Source organism: Cupriavidus alkaliphilus, assembly GCF_900094595.1.
Taxonomy (GTDB): domain Bacteria; phylum Pseudomonadota; class Gammaproteobacteria; order Burkholderiales; family Burkholderiaceae; genus Cupriavidus; species Cupriavidus alkaliphilus.
Genome location: NZ_FMAD01000011.1, coordinates 17,929 through 35,663, shown reverse-complemented (window position 1 = coordinate 35,663; position 17,735 = coordinate 17,929). Strand labels below are relative to the sequence as shown.

General features: G+C 69.2%; 17 protein-coding genes and 2 tRNA genes. 4 read left to right on the top strand and 15 right to left on the bottom strand.

Going from position 1 to position 17,735, the window contains the following annotated elements:
- Window positions 1-7 precede the first annotated feature (7 nt).
- The 4 genes from catC to GA0116996_RS21410 form a co-directional block, all read right to left on the bottom strand.
- Window positions 8-292 (bottom strand): muconolactone Delta-isomerase, encoded by a 285-nt coding sequence (catC, locus tag GA0116996_RS21425; RefSeq protein ID WP_092315626.1) that lies wholly within the window; start codon window positions 290-292, stop codon window positions 8-10.
- A 61-nt stretch (window positions 293-353) separates the two neighbouring features.
- Window positions 354-650 carry a YciI family protein gene (locus GA0116996_RS21420; RefSeq protein WP_092315624.1) on the bottom strand — a complete coding sequence of 99 codons (297 nt, stop codon included), beginning with the start codon at window positions 648-650 and terminating at the stop codon, window positions 354-356.
- Between the two features lie 37 nt (window positions 651-687).
- A complete protein-coding gene (locus GA0116996_RS21415) occupies window positions 688-2,028 on the bottom strand; it encodes a short-chain fatty acid transporter (RefSeq protein WP_092315622.1) in 1,341 nt (446 codons plus the stop codon).
- Between the two features lie 198 nt (window positions 2,029-2,226).
- Window positions 2,227-2,604, bottom strand: coding sequence for a short-chain fatty acid transporter (locus GA0116996_RS21410; RefSeq protein ID WP_092315620.1), 378 nt, complete (start codon window positions 2,602-2,604; stop codon window positions 2,227-2,229).
- 261 nt (window positions 2,605-2,865) lie between these two features.
- Here GA0116996_RS21410 and GA0116996_RS21405 point away from each other — a divergent pair, with 261 nt between their 5' ends.
- Window positions 2,866-4,563 carry an MBL fold metallo-hydrolase gene (locus GA0116996_RS21405; protein WP_092315618.1) on the top strand — a complete coding sequence of 566 codons (1,698 nt, stop codon included), beginning with the start codon at window positions 2,866-2,868 and terminating at the stop codon, window positions 4,561-4,563.
- A gap of 80 nt (window positions 4,564-4,643) precedes the next feature.
- Window positions 4,644-4,720, top strand: a tRNA-Arg gene (locus tag GA0116996_RS21400).
- A gap of 85 nt (window positions 4,721-4,805) precedes the next feature.
- Here the strand turns inward: GA0116996_RS21400 and GA0116996_RS21395 are convergent.
- The gene (locus GA0116996_RS21395) at window positions 4,806-5,726 is read right to left on the bottom strand and encodes a hydrolase (protein ID WP_092315616.1); all 921 of its coding nucleotides are present in this window, start codon (window positions 5,724-5,726) and stop codon (window positions 4,806-4,808) included.
- A gap of 251 nt (window positions 5,727-5,977) precedes the next feature.
- Here GA0116996_RS21395 and GA0116996_RS21390 point away from each other — a divergent pair, with 251 nt between their 5' ends.
- Entirely contained in the window at window positions 5,978-7,804 is a 1,827-nt protein-coding gene (locus GA0116996_RS21390; protein WP_092315614.1) for a GGDEF domain-containing protein, read from the top strand.
- 123 nt (window positions 7,805-7,927) lie between these two features.
- On the opposite strand, the gene GA0116996_RS21385 is transcribed toward GA0116996_RS21390, so the two are convergent.
- The 9 genes from GA0116996_RS21385 to GA0116996_RS21350 all read right to left on the bottom strand — a co-directional run bounded on the left by GA0116996_RS21385 (window position 7,928) and on the right by GA0116996_RS21350 (window position 16,376).
- A tRNA-Leu gene (locus tag GA0116996_RS21385) sits at window positions 7,928-8,014 on the bottom strand.
- Window positions 8,015-8,124: 110 nt separating this feature from the next.
- A complete protein-coding gene (locus tag GA0116996_RS21380) occupies window positions 8,125-9,411 on the bottom strand; it encodes an amidohydrolase family protein (protein ID WP_092315612.1) in 1,287 nt (428 codons plus the stop codon).
- A 32-nt stretch (window positions 9,412-9,443) separates the two neighbouring features.
- Window positions 9,444-10,124, bottom strand: coding sequence for a TetR/AcrR family transcriptional regulator (locus GA0116996_RS21375; protein WP_092315610.1), 681 nt, complete (start codon window positions 10,122-10,124; stop codon window positions 9,444-9,446).
- Window positions 10,124-10,819 (bottom strand): uracil phosphoribosyltransferase, encoded by a 696-nt coding sequence (gene upp / locus GA0116996_RS21370; protein ID WP_092315608.1) that lies wholly within the window; start codon window positions 10,817-10,819, stop codon window positions 10,124-10,126. Before upp ends, GA0116996_RS21375 begins: the two co-directional genes overlap by 1 nt.
- Window positions 10,820-10,891: 72 nt before the next feature.
- Window positions 10,892-12,187 carry a URC4/urg3 family protein gene (locus GA0116996_RS21365; RefSeq protein WP_092315606.1) on the bottom strand — a complete coding sequence of 432 codons (1,296 nt, stop codon included), beginning with the start codon at window positions 12,185-12,187 and terminating at the stop codon, window positions 10,892-10,894.
- The gene (locus GA0116996_RS21360) at window positions 12,184-13,422 is read right to left on the bottom strand and encodes a GTP cyclohydrolase II (RefSeq protein WP_092315604.1); all 1,239 of its coding nucleotides are present in this window, start codon (window positions 13,420-13,422) and stop codon (window positions 12,184-12,186) included. Before GA0116996_RS21360 ends, GA0116996_RS21365 begins: the two co-directional genes overlap by 4 nt.
- Window positions 13,423-13,689: 267 nt before the next feature.
- Entirely contained in the window at window positions 13,690-14,814 is a 1,125-nt protein-coding gene (locus GA0116996_RS21355; RefSeq protein ID WP_092315602.1) for an acyltransferase family protein, read from the bottom strand.
- A gap of 159 nt (window positions 14,815-14,973) precedes the next feature.
- Window positions 14,974-15,111 (bottom strand): hypothetical protein, encoded by a 138-nt coding sequence (locus GA0116996_RS28320; RefSeq protein WP_165835199.1) that lies wholly within the window; start codon window positions 15,109-15,111, stop codon window positions 14,974-14,976.
- Window positions 15,108-16,376, bottom strand: a complete 1,269-nt coding sequence (locus GA0116996_RS21350; RefSeq protein ID WP_092315600.1) for an MFS transporter — start codon at window positions 16,374-16,376, stop codon at window positions 15,108-15,110. The genes GA0116996_RS28320 and GA0116996_RS21350 overlap by 4 nt, the downstream gene beginning before the upstream one ends.
- 172 nt (window positions 16,377-16,548) lie before the next feature.
- Here GA0116996_RS21350 and GA0116996_RS21345 point away from each other — a divergent pair, with 172 nt between their 5' ends.
- Window positions 16,549-17,478, top strand: a complete 930-nt coding sequence (locus tag GA0116996_RS21345) for a LysR substrate-binding domain-containing protein (protein ID WP_092315598.1) — start codon at window positions 16,549-16,551, stop codon at window positions 17,476-17,478.
- Here the strand turns inward: GA0116996_RS21345 and GA0116996_RS21340 are convergent.
- On the bottom strand, window positions 17,405-17,731 hold the full coding sequence (locus tag GA0116996_RS21340; protein WP_092315596.1) for a DUF2917 domain-containing protein: 327 nt from the start codon (window positions 17,729-17,731) through the stop codon (window positions 17,405-17,407). The genes GA0116996_RS21345 and GA0116996_RS21340 overlap by 74 nt on opposite strands.
- Between the last annotated feature and the right edge of the window lie 4 nt (window positions 17,732-17,735).

Here is a 17,735-nt window from a genome sequence, read left to right as displayed (position 1 = left end):
GTCCGGCTCAGTTCTGCGCGATGGCGGAACCGTGCTGGGCCAGCGGCGTGACCTTGATCTCCATGTATGGGTACAGCGGCAGCGCGGTCAGCAAGGTGTGCAGTTCATCGTTGTCGCTGACGTCAAAGATGCTGACGTTGGCGTACTGGCCCACCACGCGCCACAGGTGGCGCCACTTGCCTTCGCGCTGCAGGCGCTGCGACATGGCCTTTTCATCGGCCTTGAGCTGCTCGACGAATTGCGGGTCGAGCGATGCGGGAATCCTGACGGTCATTTCGGCCATGAACAGCATGGGGTCTCCTGGAGTTGGGTAGCGATGGGGCAGCGTGCGCGGCCCGGTTTACAGACGCGGTTTACAGACGGCAGGTGCCGTCGAGATAGGCCTTGCGCCAGCGCACGATGCGCACCTCGGCAAACAGGCCCGCCGCGGCGAACGGGTCGGCGTCGATAAAGCGCTGCGCGGCCTCGCGGCTGTCGACATCGACGATATAGACGCCGCCGCCGGCATCCGAGCCGTCATCGTTGAGCTTGGCGCCGCAGGCCAGCAGCAGCGCCTTGTTGGCGTCGAGGTAGTCCAGGTGGCTGGCGCGGGTGGCCTGGCGCACGTGCTGGTGGTCGGGCTTGTCGACGGTTTCGATCAGATACGGCATGCGTTTCTCCTGTCAGCCTTGCGGCCGGGCATCAAAGTCAGGCAATCTGCGCGCCCCACATCAGCATCGCAGCGATATAGATCAGGCCTACCCAGAACATCATGATCACGGTGTAGCCCATCACGTCCTTCAGGTTCAGCTTCGACAGCGCCAGCGCGGGCAGGATCCAGAACGGCTGCACCAGGTCGTTCCAGGCGTTGCCGAGCATCACCGACATCGAGGTCTGGCTGACCGAGCTGTTGATGGCCTTGGCCGCGTCGACCATGAACGGACCCTGGATCACCCAGTGGCCGCCCCCGGACGGCGCGAAGAAGTTGATCACGAAGGAACTGACCAGGCCCCAGAACGGCAGCGTCTGCGGCGTGGCGATATCGACAAACACGCGCGAGATGGTATCCACCAGCCCAGAGCCGGCCATGATCGCCATGATGCCCGCATAGAACGGATATTGGAGGATGATGCCGGAAATGGTCTTGATGCCTTCGTTGAGCTTGGCCACGTAGTTGACCGGCGTGCCCAGCAGCAGCACCCCGCCGAACAGGATCAGGAAGTTGATCAGGTTCAGGTCGAGCGAGCCGCCCTGGGTGAAGTAGATGACGGCATAGGCCATGCCGCAGAGACCGATCGCCAGGCTCAGGATGCGGCTGTTGTTCAGGCGCCCGGCCAGCGTGTTCTCGCCGCCGATGCTGTGTCCCGGGCCGGCGTCGGCCCGGGCCGGTTCCTGCTCGCGGCGGATCTCGACCACTTCGGCCGGATGGCGCGGGTGCAGCCAGGCATTGAGCAGCGGCAGCGTGACGATCACCGCCAGGCTGGTCAGCAGCATCGGCGTCGAGAAGATGGTCTCTGACAGCGGGATCACCCCCATCGCCTTTTCCATCGGATGCCCCGGGGTCGAGATCAGCACCGGGATGCTGGCCGACAGGCCCAGCCCGTAGAGGGTGAAGCCGCTGTATGCCGAAGCGATGATCAGCGGGTAATGCACGCCGCGGACCTTCAGCGCCAGCTTCTTCGCGATGATGCCGCCGATGACCAGCCCGAAGCCCCAGTTCAGGTAGCTGCCGATGCCGCCCACCAGCGTGGCGACGATGATGGCCGTGCGCGGCGTATGCACGGCGCCGACGATGCGGTCGAGCATGCGGTCGGTCAGCGGCGCGGTGGCCAGCACGTAGCCCATCGCCAGGATCACGGCCATCTGCGTGGTGAAGGCCAGCAGGTTCCAGAAGCCCTTGCCCCAGCTGGCGATCACCGCCGGGGCCGCCTGCCCCTGCACCAGCACCGCCAGTGCCATGGTCAGCAGCGTCAGGCCGATGGCAAACACAAAGGGATCCGGCAGGTACCGGCGCATGAGTTCGGTGAAGAACCCGGCGATCTTGTTCATGACTTCCTTGTCTCCAGAGTCGGCAAAAGTTACGCCATTAGAACTACAGTTCTATATGCGAACTTCGCGAAGGCGCGTGGCTATGCTAATGGCCGTTCAACCGGTAGGTCAAGGAAATGGGAAGTCGCGATTACCGCCATTTAGCGCAATAGTTACGCGCTTGCGCCCTCGGTATTTTCGGTGAAGCGACGGCGTAGCTCAGTATCGCATCTGCACATCGTCGACCTTGCCGGTACGCGCGTTGTACAGGCAGGCGTAGTGGAAGCCGATCGAGGATGAGCTGTCGTCCGGCTCGAACACGCCTTCGCCGTTGACCGAGGTCTGCGCGTTGGGGCGCTGGAAGTACTGCTCGCGGTCGGCCATCAGCATGACGCTGCCGGGTTGCGGATAACGGCGCTGGAGCGCTTCCGCCACCGCCGGCTCGCAGGCCGCGGATGCCGCCCGGGACATGGCCTGGGGATCGACGGTGATGCGGGTGGTGGGCGGCGGCACCGGGCGCGGCGCCCGCTGCGGCGGCGTCTCGCAGGCCGCCACCAGGCACGCAACCGTCAGGCACAGGTAAGAAGCTCGGATCACGCGGACCTCCTCCGATGGGAGCGCCGGCGGTGGCGCTCCGGAAAGTGAAGCGGAGCTATCAGGTTACTGCCTGTGGCCGGAAAAGCCAAAGCCCGCCCGCGCCTGCCGCCGGCCCGGACCGGCGTGGCCGCGGCCGCGGCGCCTGGAGTCAGCGGACTTTCGAATCCGCGAACGCGGCTAAACTAGCGCACGCGGCCGTGCCCTGCCTGGCCCGACCTTGCCCCCCGGCGCGCCGCGCGTACAACCCACGATGCCGACACAATGACAACCACAGAGACAAGCGGCAACCGCCCCGCCAATCCCACGCCACTGCTGCGCACGGCCGCCAGCCTGCTGGTGGTGCGCGATGCGCCCGCCGGCATGGAAGTGCTGCTGGTGCGCCGCGTCGAACGCGCCAACGACCGCAGCAGTGGCGCCTATGTTTTTCCCGGCGGCACCCTCGATGCGCAAGACCGGCACCTGCACGCGCACGCCCACGGCCTCGATGACGTGCTTGCCAGCGAGCGCCTGGGCCTCCCGGCCAGCGGGCTGGACTTCTACCTCGCCGCGGTGCGCGAATGCTTCGAAGAGGCCGGCCTGCTGTTCGCCTGCGACCATCAAGGGCGCCTGCGCGCGCCGCACGAGCTGGACGCCGCCCAGCAGGCGCTGCTGCGCGAGGCCGTGCAACGCGGCGGTCCCGGACTGGCCCACGCCTGCGAGCAGCTCGGCCTGCGCCTGGCGGCGGACCGCCTGGCCTATCACAGCTACTGGCTGACGCCGCCCGGCCTGCCCAAGCGTTTCGATACCCGCTTCTTCGTCGCCATCGCTCCCGAGGGCCAGTTGGCCGTACCCGACGGCACCGAGATCGTCGAGCACCGCTGGGTGCGCCCGGCCGAGGCCGCCGACCCGGCCAGCGGCCTGCCGATGATGCATGTCACGCGCCGCACGCTGGGCTCGATCGCGCAGTTCGAGACCGCCGCGGCCTGCTTTGCGTATTTCTCGCAGCTGCGCGGCATCGCCTGCATCATGCCGCGGCTGGCCACCGGCGCGGCGGGAGTGCGCCCGGTGATGCCGAACGAGCCCTGCTACGCCGAGATCGGCCGCATCGATCCCGACGGCAAGGTGCACGGCCGCTACGAACTGGCACCCGGCGTGCCGGTGCAGTTGTCGCCGCGGGTATGGCGGGTCACGGCCAACAACGGCAGCGTGATGACTGGCCCGGGCACCAACACTTACCTGGTCGGCGGCGGCGCGCGCAATGAATGGGCCGTGATCGATCCGGGCCCGGACGATGGCGAACATGTGCGCGCCATCCTGGAAGCGGCGCCCGGGCCGATCCGCTGGATCCTCGCCACGCATACGCACCTGGACCATTCGCCCGCGGCGGCGGCATTGCAGTCCGCCACCGGCGCCACCGTACTGGGACGCGCCGCACCCGCCGGCCCCTGGCAGGACGCCACCTTCACGCCGCAGCGCGAACTGCAGCACGGCGAGCGCCTGGCCTTGTCCGACGCTTGCACGCTGCGCGTCTGCCACACTCCCGGCCATGCGTCCAACCACCTCTGCTACCTGCTCGAGGAAGAAAAGACGCTCTTCACCGGCGACCACGTGATGCAGGGATCGACGGTGGTGATCGGCCCGCCCGATGGCGACATGCGCGCCTACCTCGACTCGCTCGCGGCGCTGCAGGACGAAGACCTGGAGTGGCTGGCGCCGGGACACGGCTTCCTGATCGCGCGCCCGCAGGACGCCATCCGCATCCTGGTGCGGCACCGCCTGCAGCGCGAGGCCAAGGTCGCCGGCGCGCTGCGCGAACTCGGCCCGGCCGCGCTCGGCGAACTGGTGCTGCGCGTCTATGACGATGTGCCGCCGCGCATGCACCCGGTGGCGCAACGCTCGCTGCTGGCGCACCTGATCAAGCTGCGCGACGAAGGCAAGGCGCGGGAGGCGGATGGCGTCTGGTCGGAAGCCGCAGGCTGAGGCTGTCAGCGGCCGTTGAAGATTTTTCGGCGGGGGGCTTGCGCAAATCAATAATTGCGATACAATTGCGCCTCTCGTGTGCGGCTGTAGCTCAGTTGGATAGAGTACTTGGCTACGAACCAAGGGGTCGTGGGTTCGAATCCTGCCAGCCGCGCCACCTATGCAGAAAGAAAAAGGGCTTCCGGAAACGGAAGCCCTTTTTTGTTGCCGCGCGCCTTGCGCGCGACTGCCCCCCACCACCCTTACCACCGATAGCGCGCACCGACAGTGCCGCTCGGGTTGCGCCCCGCCCTGACCTTGAACCACAGCTTCACGCCGGTCTTGGTATTGCCATGCGCGCCGATATTGAACGAGAACAGTCCGCGCAGCAGGTCGGCATCGATCTTGGTGCCGTTGATATTGATGACCTGCTTGCGGCTCTCCTGCCACCAGTCAGCCTCGACGAACGGATAGATGCCGGCCAGCCGCGTCGGCTGCGCGCCGTACAGGCGCACGCCGATGCCGGTGGCGCTGGCATCGCCGGGCATCGGCTGCGACAACTTGTTCGGGTCCGCGCTCATGCCGGGCTGGTAGGCGAGTTGCAACCGCGGCTGGATGGTCAGCCCGCCGGCACGCGGCACCACGGCATCGACCGCCAGCGCCATGGTGCGTACGCGATTGTCGGCAAAGCCGCTGGCGGTGGTGATGTCATCGAGATGCAGCGACAACCGGCGCGCACGCTCGGGCATGGCCGCTGTCTCGCGGTCGACGGCGGCGAGGCCCGGGGCATCGTCATCGGGCCCGGCGCCGCTCGCGCGCGGCAATGCGGAAGAAGATCGGGATGAAGATGGCGGGGACACCGCCGCGTATTCGACCACCACCGGCTCCAGCGGCTGGACCATCCAGCCGCTCGCTTCGGAGTTGTCGGCCAGCGGCCCGGAAACCTGCGCCGGCTCCGCCGGACCGGCTTGCGCCAGGCTTGCCTGCAGCGGTGGATCAGAGCCGGAAGCGCCGTGGAAATCCGGCAAGGCTTCATCTGCGTGGGCCAGCGCACACATCAGCATGGCCAGCATGGCGCAGTAGTGCAGGTGATGGCGGACGATGCCGGGATGCGCGGCACAGCCGCGCCATCCGGGGCTCGCCCCCGCCTCCCTCTCTCTCGATGATGACAAGACCAACGTCATGGCAACCACCTTCGGGACGTTATAAATGCCTGCCCGATGAGCTTGAGCATAGGTCAAATGCCCCGCCAGCGTTAGCCGCGAATGTTCGGCTGCGCGCGCCCGCGAAAGCCTGCCGGACAGCGGCCGGCGCCGCTGTCGCCGGCGCGAATCGCGGACGATTTGGACAGGTGCCGCGGCCTTTTCGTCAATAATGTCGGGATTGACAGAATCTTCACGCATGGCCCGGCCACTGGCAGCCGGGTGGAGACAGCATGGCCCTGCGGCAACGCGCCCGACAGCTTGATCCCGGCAACGGCAGTGCGCCGAGCGCCGGCAACGGACCGCGCCGCAGCCTGCAGCGCAAGCTGGCGGTGGCGACCACGGTGGGCGGCCTGTGCACAGTGGTGCTGGCGGCACTGGTGATCGCCGCCTCCTACGGCGACTTCGCCGCGGCCCGGCAAAACCTGTACGACATCTCGGCGTACCGCGACGTGCTGGACGCCGCCAACACGCTGTCCGCCGAACGCGGCCCGGCCAACAGCGTGCTGGGCGAACCGCCCTCGCCGCACAGCGCGGCGCGCGCGCGCCTGCAGGTGTTCCGCGCCCGCAGCGACGCCGCGCTGGCGCGCCTGTCCGCGCCGCCGCCGGCCCCCTTCGGCCTGCACAGCCACCACCTGCCGCCGCTGATGGTCGAACGCGTGCGCGAGCGCCTGGCGCGGGCGCGCACCGAGATCGACGAACTTGCCGGGCGCGCGCCGCAGCAGCGCGACATGGACGAGATCCGCCACGCCATCGAAAGCATGTTCGAGGTCGTCGACGCGCTGCAGCCCGCCATCGCCTGGCAGGTGCGCGAGCTTTCCGTTTGCGATGACGGCCTGGCCGCGCCCGCACTGACCGGCAAGATGCTGGGCGACCTGCGCGAGTACGCGGGGCGCATGGCATCGCAGATCATGGCGCCGGTGGCGGCGCGCCAGCCGATGCCGGTGCAGAGCCTGGTCGACGCGACGCGCTCGCGCGGCCGGCTGCTGGAGCTGTGGCAGCTGGCCGGGCCGGCTTACAACATGTTCGGCGCCGCGCCGGCGCTGGAGCAGGCCTATGCCGACGCCGGCCACCAGTTCTTCGGCCGCGGCGTGGCCATGGTCGACAGCCTGGTCGCGCAGGGGCGCAACTCGGGCAACTACTCGATGACGCCCACCGAACTGACCAACCGCTACGTGCCCACGCTGGAGCCGCTGGAGCGGCTGCGCAGCGTGTTCCTGGACGAGGTGGTGGCGCATTTCACCAGCACGCGCGAGCGCGCGCTGCGCCGGCTCGCGGCCGCGTGCGGCACCTCGGCGCTGATCCTCGCGGTGCTGGGCTACATGCTGGTGTTCGCGCGGCGCGCGGTGTTCCTGCCGCTGCTGCGCGCGCGGGCCGAGGTGATCGCGCTGGCCGAGGACCGCGTCCAGCCGCACGGAACACCGCCATCCGAAACGACCATGCAGGCTAGGCGCATGGGCCAGGCCGCGGAGATGCGGCGCCTGTTCGATGCCATCGACATCCTGCGCCGCAAGCTGCGCGAGCGCGCCGCGCTGACCGCGCAACTGGAGCAACAGGCCCGCACCGACAGCCTCACCGGCCTGCTGAACCGGCGCGCGCTGGAACTGGTGGCGACCCGGTACGGCGCGCACGAGACCGCCAGCCTGGTGCTGGTCGACGTCGACCGCTTCAAGCAGATCAATGACCGCCACGGCCATGCGGCCGGCGACCAGGTGTTGCGCAATATCGCCGCGCAGATGCGCGCGCTGGTGCCGGCCGAGGGGGTGCTGGCCCGCTTCGGCGGCGAGGAATTTGCGCTGTGGCTGCCGCACGGCCGGCCCGGCGAAGCCGCGGCGCTGGCCGAAACGCTGCGCGCGGCCATCGCGTCGCGGCCGGTCTACCTGTCCGGCACCACGCAGCTTGGCGTGACCGCCAGCTTCGGCGTGGCCGTCGGCCATGGCGGCGCGAGCCACTGGCAGCGCCTGTTCGGCGCGGCCGACGCGGCCATGTACCGCGCCAAGGCGGAGGGCCGCAACTGCGTGCGCGAGGCGCAGGACCTCGACGGAATGCCGGCACGCTGAACCCCTGGGTCAGGCGATGTCCGAAAGCCGCGGACAAAAAAAAGCCCGCTCGCGCGGACGTGGTTGCCATGGAGCATGGCCTGAAACGAAGAAAGGCTCGCTTGCGCGAGCCTTTCCGAATTTTGGTGCCCAGAAGAGGACTCGAACCTCCACAGTGTTGCCACCGCTAGGACCTGAACCTAGTGCGTCTACCAATTCCGCCATCTGGGCTTCGTATTGCTGCTGCGATGCTGCTACATTGCTGCTGCGATGCGAAGAACGAAATTATGCCGAGTGCCGTGGGTACTGTCAACACCCGCCTGCAAAAAATTTTGTGCACGCTATGCCGCACCGCCGTCGCGTCGGAAATCCACCTGCGCCGGCCGTCCCGGCAGCGCCAGCGCCGCGGCCGCCGCCGGCATGGTGGCGATGGTCTTGCCGGCGCGCAGCACGCGCAGCCGCGTGGCGCGCAGCCGGATCGCCTCGACCGGGTCGCGCGCCTGCAGCAGCACCAGGTCGGCCCGGCAGCCCGGCGCCAGGCCATAGCCCTCCAGCCCCAGGATGCGCGCCGGCGTGGCGGTGACCGCCTCGAAGCAGGCGCGCATCGCTTCCTGCCCGGTCATCTGCGCCACGTGCAGGCCCATGTGCGCCACTTCCAGCATGTCGCCGGAGCCCAGGCCGTACCACGGGTCCATCACGCAATCGTGGCCGAAGGCTACCGGCACGCCGGCCGCCATCAGCTCGGGCACGCGCGTCATGCCGCGGCGCCGCGGATAGGTGTCGTGCCGCCCCTGCAGCGTGATGTTGATCAGCGGATTGGCGATCGCCGCCACGCCGGCCTCGCGCATCAGCGGGATCAGCTTGGACACGTAGTAGTTGTCCATCGAATGCATCGAAGTCAGGTGCGATCCCGCCACCCTGCCCTGCAGGCCCAGCCGCACGGTTTCGCTGGCAAGGGTCTCGATATGGCGCGACAGCGGATCGTCGCTTTCGTCGCAATGCATGTCGACGCGCAGGCCGCGTTCGGCCGCCAGCTCGCACAGCAGCCGCACCGACTCCGCCCCTTGCGCCATGGTGCGCTCGAAATGCGGAATGCCGCCGACCACGTCGACCCCCAGCTCCAGCGCGCGCTTCAGGTTGGCGAGCGCGCCGGGCGCGCGCAGCACGCCGTCCTGCGGGAACGCCACCAGCTGCAGGTCCAGGTAGGGCCGCACGCGTTCGCGCACGTGCAGCAGCGCCTCCACCGCCAGCAGGCGCGGATCGCACACATCCACATGCGAGCGGATCGCCAGCAGCCCGCGCGCCACGGCCCAGTCGCAATAGGCAAGCGCGCGCTCGACGATAGCTTCCTGCGTCAGCAACGGCTTCAGTTCGCCCCACAGCGCAATGCCTTCCAGCAGCGTGCCCGACTGGTTTACGCGCGGCAGCCCGTACGACAGCGTCGAGTCCATATGGAAGTGCGCATCGACGAACGGCGGCGTCACCAGCTGGCCGGCGGCATCGATCTCTTCGCCCGCGCGCGCGGCCAGGGCCGGCCCGACTGCGGCGATGCGCCCGTCGGCGATGCCGATATCGATGCCGGTGCGCCCGTCGGGCAGGTTGCAATGCCGCAGGATCAGGTCGAGCATGGGTCGCGTCGTGGTATCCGGTATGGGTGAATTCAGGCCCGCGTTATCGGCGCCAGGCCGCAGCCGCGCAGCAGCATCACCACCACGTGCTCGGTGGCGTGCGCATAGTCCTGCGGCTGCAGCCGGCTGATACCCAGCACCGCGCAGACCTGCGATTCAAAGTCCGCGTAGGTCTGGGTGGCGGCCCAGATGGTGAAGAACAGGTGCTGCGGATCGACCGGCGCCATCTGCCCGCGGTCGATCCACTGCTGCACCACCGCCGCCTTGCGCGACACCAGCTCGCGCAAGGCGTGGCGCAGCACCTCGCCGATCTCGGGCGCGCCGTGCAGCAGCTCGTTGGCGAACACCCGCGACGCATCCGGATGGCTGGCCGACAGCCGCATCTTGGCGCGGATGTACTGCTCCAGCGCCACCTGCGGCGGCAGCTCGGCGCGGATCACGTCGGCTTCCGACAGCCACAGCTGCAGCGTATGCGCCAGCACCGCGCGGTACAGCGCCTGCTTGGTGCGGAAGTAGTAATGCAGGTTCGACTTGGGCACCCCCGCGCGCATGGCGATCTCCACCATGGTGGCGCCGGCAAACCCGGCGCGCGCAAACACATGCTCGGCCGCGCGCAGGATCATGGCCTGGTTCTCCTGCCGGATGCGGCCGCCCGCCACCGCGCGCGCGGGCGGCGCGCGCGGCGTCGGCGCAAGGCCAGCGCGCGAGTCCATCAGCGCGTGCCGTAGAGGCGGTCGCCGGCGTCGCCCAGGCCGGGCACGATATAGCCGTGCTCGTTGAGGGTGTCGTCGATGGCCGCGGTGACGATGCCGACGTCCGGATGCGCGGTGCGCAGCGCGCGCAGGCCCGGGCGCGAGGCGATCAGGCACACATACTTCATGGTCGTGACGCCGGCCTCCTTCAGCCGGTTCAGTGCCGCGATGGCCGAATTGCCGGTGGCCAGCATCGGGTCGACCACGATCACCATGCGCTCCTGGATGTCCTCGGGCATCTTGAAGTAATACTCGATCGGCTCCAGCGTCTCGGGATCGCGGTACAGGCCGATATGGCCGACGCGCGCCGCCGGCAGCAGGTCGAGCATGCCATCAATAAAGCCGTTGCCCGCGCGCAGGATCGACACCAGGCACAGCTTCTTGCCGGACAGCACGCGCGACTGCGTGGCCGCGATCGGCGTGCGGATCGCGATGGTTTCCATCGCCAGGTCGCGTGTGGCCTCGTAGGTCAGCAGCTGGCTGATCTCGCGCACCAGGCGGCGGAAGTTGTCGGTGGTGGTCTCCTCGCTGCGCGCCAGCGTGACCTTGTGCTGCACCAGCGGATGGTCGACCACCATCACGCCGGAGAGGCCGGCAAGGTCGGCGGGATCCGGCCCGCCGGGCTCGACTGCGGGAACAGCGGTCATGTCGTTCATGGTGACGCTCCTGAAGCCACGTTGCACAAGCCTTGCCTGCCTGCAACGCCGCCCGCGGCGCGGGCGGCGCGTTCAGAACACCGTGCCGTCGCTGGTGATGGCAAACGGCGGCGCGCCGCCCGGCCGGCGCTTGGCGGCGATGCGCCGTCCTGCCGCCCAGGTGCCGCCTTCCAGCACGCGCGCCAGCGGGAACTGCGCTTCCTCTAGCCCCAGCGCCTGGCGCACGCAATCCGCCACCAGGTCCAGGCCGCTGACGGTCAGCGCGCGCCATTCGACGATGACGGGCTCATCCACCGCATGCGGTTCGGCGGCAAAGCCGGGATCGCGCGGCACCATCAGCTCGAAGTCGTACAGCAGGCCGCCGTTGCGGTACTCGGGCAGGCCGGTCAGCGCATCGAGGCCGGTCACGGTCAGGCCGGCGTCCTCGAGCGGCTCCAGCAGCGAATAGGTCAGCCACTGGGTCAGCTTGTGGAACGGCACCAGCCCGCCCGGCGCGGCTGGATGGCGCCAGCAGTCGCCCAGCGACACGCCCTCGACCACGATGCGCCCCGGCCACACCGGCCCGAGGCCCACCAGCAAGGTGCGCAGCAGGAAGCCGGCCTCGAGCTGGCCGCCCACGGCGTGCGCCTTCAGGTAGTCATAGAGGTTGCCCAGCCGCGCCGGCCGGCCGAACAGGGCCGGGGTCGCGTCCATCACCTCGCCCAGCCGGCGCAGCAGCCCGGCGCGGCCTTCCAGGCCCACCAGCGGGTTGTGCTGCGCGACCTGGAAGGCGTGGGCAATGCTGTCGGCGTCGATGCGCTGCAGGCGCTCGGCATCGGCGCGCAGGGGATCGCCCGGCGCCGCGGAGAAGCCGCCGCGCGCGAACAAATCGAAGCTGGCCGCGCCCAGACCTTCCGAACGCGTCAGCACCAGGTCGCTGGCCGGATCGCGGTAGCGCCATTCCGGGCCGGCGCCGGCATCCAGCAGCACGCTGGGGATCACCAGGTCGATGCCGATGCGGGCACGCTCCTCGCGGTGCTCGGGACCGCTCAGCGCGGCGCGCTCGCACAGCACCTGCCAGCGGTCCGTGCGCTGGTCGCCCGCGCCGCTTTCGAAATGGCGCCAGCGGCTGTGATACGGCACCTGCAGGTCCGGATAGCGCTGGCGGATGGTGCTGGCGACGTAATCCGCAATCGCATGCACGCGATCCGGGTGCCAGGTGAAGCGTTCGGACGACCCGCTGGCCACGTGTTCGGTGACCGCCGCGCAATGGGTGCGCACCGCCTCGGCGCACAGCAGCGCCGCCGCGGGATGCCCTTCGGGCACCGGGCTCAGCCAGCCGTTGCCATGGCGCTCGTTGCCGGCGCTGTCCTCGGGATACCTCGTCATTCGTTCAACCCCCTGCCCTTTGCCAGGGCCAGTTCGTTCGCATCCGGCGGCGTGTAGTGCGTGAAGTAGCCGGCGGCCACCTTGGCGTCGATCTCGACACGGGCGTCGGCGGGGATCAGCGCCTCGGGGATCGCCACCTGCTCGACCACCTCGATGCCCTGCGCCACCAGCGCGCCATGCTTCATATTGCTCATCGACGCCCAGCGGTCGATGCGGCGGATGCCCAGCCAATGGAACACATCCGGCATCAGCTCCTGGAAACGCATGTCCTGCACGCCCGCCACGCATTCGGTACGGGCAAAATAAGTCTCGGCGCGGTCGCCGCCAACCTGGCGCTTGCGGGCGTTGTAGACCAGGAACTTGGTCACCTCGCCCAGCGCGCGGCCCTCCTTGCGGTTGTAGACCACCAGCCCGACACCGCCCTGCTGCGCCATTTCGATGCACACCTCGATGCCGTGCGCCAGGTACGGCCGGCAGGTACAGATGTCTGACCCGAACACATCCGATCCGTTGCATTCATCGTGCACGCGGCAGGCCACGCGGGTCTCGGGCTTGCCCAGCTGGCTGACATCGCCGAAGAAATACAGCGTCATGCCGCCGATCGGCGGCAAGAAAACCTTCAGGTCCGGCCGCGTCACCAGTTCCGGGAACATGCCGCCGGTCTGTTCGAACAGGCTGCGGCGCAGCACGCTTTCCTTGATGCCGAACCGGGCCGCCATGCCGGGCAGGTACCACACCGGGTCGACCGCCGCCTTGGTCACGCGCACGTCGCCATTGGCATGCAACAGGTTGCCGTCGGGCTTGAGCCGGCCCGCGGCAATGGCCGAGACCAGCTCCGGCATGTTGATGTGCGCGCGCGTCACCGCGATGGTCGGGCGGATATCGACGCCGGCGGCGATGCGGTCGGCAAAGACGGTGGAGACCAGGTGCCCCCAGGGGTCGAGCGAGACGATCTTGCCCGGCTCGCCCCACTGCGGATGCGGGCCGATGGCCTCGGCCGGCGCGGTGTCGGTCAGGTCGGGCCGATGGTCGCGCTGCAGCGTGCCGGAGGCGACCGCCAGCGCGCGGTAGATGGCGTAGGCGCCGGCGTGGGTGCCGATCACATTGCGCTGCGCCGGATTGCCCAGGCTGGCAATCACCGGGCCGCGCTCCGCCGCCGTGGGTGCGCCCCAGTGGATCGGTTCGGCCGGCTTGTCGCGGCGCGCGTGCGAAGTCAGGACGATATGGTCGGACATGACACCCTCGGTTCCCGATGGAATCCTGACCAATCGGTCAGGTTTACGATTCCATACTAGGCAACCTTTGTGCCATCGCCCAATGCCCGTTTACGCCAGTGTGGCGTCCATGTGTGTGGCGCCCAACGCAAGTCCGCGGCAGCGCTATGCACGCCCGGCGTGCCGACGGCACCACGCCCGCGGCACCCATGCACCACGCGGATGCCGCGCACGACCACGCAACGCAAGCGCGCCCCGGGTAGTGCCGCGCGGCGACGCGTGCAAGGGTTACATGGTCGGGCGGCTCGCCGAGCCTGGGCCCGAGTCGCCTGCCGCGTCACGGCGGCCGCCCAGCAACGCCCGCAGTGCCGCGAACGGCTGCGCACTTTCGACGAAGCGGTAGAACACGGCGCCCGCCACATTGCTCAGGGCCCACGCCGCCACCATGCCGAGCGCGTTCAGCACCGGCTGCCCCGGTGCCAGGTGCGACACCAGCGCATTGACCACCAGGCACACCGGGAAATGCACCAGGAACACGGAATAGGAAATCCGTCCGAAGTAGCCCACCACGCGCGCCCGTGGCCAGCGTTCCAGCCATTCGCCGCGCCGCGCCAGGGCCAGCAGCAGCGCGGTGGCCAGCGCCACGGCAATCCGCAGCCGGAAGTCCAGCACCAGCGCGCCCAGCGCCACCGCGCCGATCAGCGCCAGCGGCAGCAGCGGCCGGCCGGGCGCCGACGCCCAGTAGGCCAGCGTGCCCATGCCATAGGCACCGAAGAAGTACACCGCCCAGATATCCCAAGCGGCATCGCGGTTGAACCAGAACAGCGACGCCACGGCCGCAAGCGCCACCAGGCCGATGCTGGCCGCCACGCCCGCTGGCGCCCTGCCGCGCGACACCGCGCGTGCGGCCCACAGCGTGCCCAGCAGCAGCGCGAACAATTGCAGGTCGATGGCCACGTACCAGACCCCGGCCGACAACGCGTCGACGTCGACGATGTCATGGAGCAGCGTCAGGTGCGCAAGCAACTGCCCCAGCGTGGGCGACGCCGGAATCGAGTCATGCGTCATCCAGTGCCGCGCCACGGCGGCACCGGCAACGCTGAGCAGGATCGCCGCGGCAAACGGCACCACCAGTTTCTGGTAACGGCGCCACAGCAGCGACAGCGGGTGCTGGCGGATCTCAAGCCGTCCGTCGGGTGCCAGACTGCGCGCCGCCAGGAAGCCGCTGATCACCAGGAACACCTGCACCGCGATGCGCGCGTAGTCAAAGAGCCAGTCCAGCAGCCCCGGCGCCAGCCGGTACGCGGCGTCGGACATCGGTCCATAGAAGGCGAGGTGATGCAGGACGATCAGTTGCGAACTGACGGCTTTCAGGGCGTCGATGCACGGCAGGCGCGACGGGCGGGAGCTCATTGTTATAGGGAGAATGCAAAAGGCACGGAAGGCGCGATTCTACCCGTTGCGCCGGCACTCAATGTGCCGCAATGCATACATTTTGCAGATTGGTTACACAGTGCCCGCGCTTGTTGCCAGTTCGACCGCCGCTGTCCTGTGGCAACGGCAGGGGGTGCGTTATTGGCACAGCGCCATCAGCGCAATCCACGCGTGGGCATGGGCCGGGTCCAGCCACCCTGCCAGGGCCACCGCGCACAGCGCGGCGAGCCCAAGCACCGACAGCCAGGCGCCCAGCGCGGGCATAGCGGGCTTCATGGCCGTGCCGGCGCCAGGCCGCTACGGACGACCTGGCGGTCGTCGATCGGCGAGTGCAGCGCCGCGGCGACGATGCCCAGCGCCATGGCGCCGTACCAGACCGCGTCGTACGAGCGGGTCAGCTCGAACACCAGCCCGCCCAGCCACACCCCCAGGAACGAGCCGAGCTGATGGCCCAGGAACACGAAGCCGAACAGCGTGGCGAGATAACGCACGCCGAACACCTGGGCCAGGATGCCGTTGGTGAGCGGCACCGTGCCCAGCCACAGCAACCCCATCGCCGCACTGAAGGAGTACAGCGTCGCCTGGCTCAGCGGCAGCAGCAGGAACAGCGCCATCGCCGCGGTGCGCGTGAGGTAGATCCCGGCGAGCAGGTACTTCTTGCTGTGACGCCCTCCCAGCAGCCCGCACACATAGACGCCGGCCACATTGGCCAGCGCGATGATGGCGAGCGCCGCCATGCCATCGGCCGGACGCATGCCGCGGTCGAGCAGATAGGCAGGCAGGTGGCTGGCGATAAAGGCCAGCTGGAAGCCGCACGCAAGAAAGCCCAGGTTGAGCAGCCAGAAGCCCGAATGGCCGAAGGCCTCGCGGACGGCGGCGCTCAGCGGCTGGGCCCCGGCCGCGTCCGGCGCGTGGTGGTCCGGCGCCGCCGCCGCGCCGCGGTCCTGGAACGGCAGCGCCAGGGGCACCAGCACGGCCAGTACCAGCGCAAGCAGCAGCAGCGCACCCGCCCATCCGGCCCTGGCAAGCAGCGCCTGGGCGCCCGGCACCAGGGCAAACTGGGCGACGCCGCCGACGGCGCCGGCCAGCCCCAGCGCGCGGCTGCGCTGCGCCGCCCCGGTCATCCGGCTGAGCGCGCCGTAGACCACGCCGAAGGTGGTGCCGGACAAGGCCACGCCGACGCAAAGGCCCGCCGACCACGCCAGCGCCGTCGACGTATGCGCCTGCGTCATCCCATAAAGCCCAGCGGCATACAGCGCCAGCCCGCCCGCCATCACCTTCCACGAGCCGTAGCGGTCGGCCAGCATGCCGGTGAAGGGCTGCGCCAGCCCCCAAGCCAGGTTCTGCACCGCCATGGCAAAGGCGAAGGTCTCGCGGGTCCAGCCGCGCTCGGCAATGATGGGCAACATGAACAGCCCTTGCACATGGCGCACGCCCAGCGCCATCCCCATCAGCACGCCACCGGCCAGCACCAGCACCCAGAGTTGCCGCCACCAGGGCGTGGCGCCGGAAGCGGACGAGCGTGGCAGATGGATGGTCATGACAGCCCCTTGTCGAACGATGGCGCCCGCAGGCGCGATGGCTCTATTGCACGCGACGGCAGGTCTTACTTCAACCGATCTTTCGGTCGTTCTGCCATGCGCACCACGCATGCCAGGACCCTCCCGGATCGTGCTGTAATGAGGTCTCGCGCGTCTGCCCGGAGCTCACTCCATGTCCACCCCGCTGGTTCGCCTGTTCTCCCTCGACCTGCTCAAGGGCTTCGTCGCCGTCGGCCGGCGCATGAGCATTACGCAGGCGGCGGACGACCTGTGCCTGACCCAGTCGGCGGTGAGCCGCCAGATCCATGCGCTGGAGGCGCAGCTAAAGGTGCAGCTGTTCGTACGCAAGCATCGCGGCGTCGCCTTCACCGCCGAGGGGGAACGCTTGTTTCGCAGCGCCGACAGCGCGCTGCAGCAGCTGCAGGACGTGGTGGCCGAGGTGCGCCGCAGCGAGGGCCGCCAGCCGGTCACCATCACCGCCAGCATCGGCGTGACCGGCCTGTGGCTGCTGCCGCGGCTGGGCAGCCTGCAGAAGGCCCACCCGCACCTGGATGTGCGCCTGTCGGCCAGCAACCGTATCAGCGACCTGCGTGAAGAGGGGATCGACCTCGCGGTGCGCTATTGCCGCGACGCCGCGGCGCCGCCCGACGCCGTGCGCCTGTTCGGCGAGCATATCGCCCCGATCGTGCACCCTGCCCTGCTGGGCGCGGCCAGGCAGGACGGCGACCCACTGCTGCAGCTGCCGCTGCTGGAATTCGACGATCCGCGCCCGTGGCTGCAATGGCGCAGCTGGCTGGCGCCGCGCGAATTCCGTCATGCCAGCCAGCGCGGCATGCTGCGTTTCAACCAGTACGACCAGGTCGTCCACGCCGCGCTGGCGGGGCAAGGCATCGCGCTCGGCCGGCTGGAACTGGTGCGGCCGCTGGTCGATGGGGGCCAGCTGGTAGTCGTGCCGACGGCGCGGCAAGCTGCTCCCAGCCCGAATTCATACTGGCTGGTTCACGCCGCCGCGCATCCGCGCGACGAGGTCAGGCGCGTGGCGGCATGGATCTGCCGGGAAGCCGCGCAAACGGCCATGATGCCAAGCCCCGCAGCCACTTGAACCCGGGGCCCCGGCGTTGCCGCGGCGCCTCGATCCGGCACAGCGCCGGTCCTGCGCCATGCAGCGCGGCAAGGAAGACCTCGGCGTCGCCTTGCAGCCGATGGCGCTCGCCACGCGCAAGCAACAGATCCGGCGACGCCCGTCCCGGCGCCTCGATGGTCACCCACACGGTGCCGCCGCGGCAGACCAGTTCCGTGCCGGCCGGCAGTCGCAGCCCGACGCATTCCGCTTCAAGGGAAAGAGTGCATGACATGAAA